Genomic DNA, 808 nt, shown 5'->3' on the forward strand with positions numbered 1-808 from the left:
CTGATGACGGGAGAACCGGCATGAGCGACCTGCAGCATGCCCGCCTGGCCGAACTCTGCGCCGAGCTGCGCCTGCAGGCGGTGCCCGCGGCCTACGGCGCGCTCGCGCAGGCGGCATCCGAGCGCGACACGCCCTACGCCGTCTTCCTGGAGGAGGTGCTGCGCGCCGAACGCGAGGCCCGGCGCACCCGGGCACGGGAGATGTTCGCCCGGGTGGCGGGGTTCCCGGCGGTGAAGACGCTGGAGGGCTACGACTTCGGCTTCGCCACCGGAGCGCCGCGGGCGCAGATCCAGGAACTGGCCAGCCTGGCCTTCGTGGAGCGGGCGCAGAACGCGGTGTTCCTGGGTCCGTCCGGCGTGGGCAAGACGCATCTGGCGATCGCGCTCGGCTACCTGGCGACGCAGCGCGGGATGAAGGTGCGCTTCACCAGTGCGGCGGACCTGGTCCTGATGCTGGAGACGGCGCAGCGCCAGGGGCGCCTGAAGGAGGCGATGCACCGGGCGGTGAACCTCTACCGGCTGCTGATCGTCGACGAGATCGGCTACCTGCCGTTTGCGCGCGAGCAGGCGAACCTGTTCTTCCAGGTGGCGGCCAAGCGCTACGAGCGGGGCGCGATGATCCTGACGTCGAACCTCTCGTTCGGGGCGTGGGACCAGGCGTTTGCCGGCGACGCGGTGCTGACGGCGGCGATGTTGGACCGGGTGCTGCACCACGCCAGCGTGGTGACGATCACCGGCGAGAGCTACCGGCTGAAGGACAAGCGGCGCGCCGGACTGGTGGCGCGCCCAGTGCGGGAACCAGACGTTCC

1 protein-coding gene is annotated in these 808 nt (G+C 71.0%); it reads left to right on the forward strand.

Annotated elements, in window-relative coordinates:
- Window positions 1–20 precede the first annotated feature (20 nt).
- The coding region (gene istB / locus QR78_RS22160; protein WP_048429754.1) for an IS21-like element helper ATPase IstB at window positions 21–808 on the forward strand (788 nt) is incomplete at its 3' end.

The organism is Methylobacterium indicum, from assembly GCF_001043895.1.
Taxonomy (GTDB): Bacteria; Pseudomonadota; Alphaproteobacteria; order Rhizobiales; family Beijerinckiaceae; genus Methylobacterium; species Methylobacterium indicum.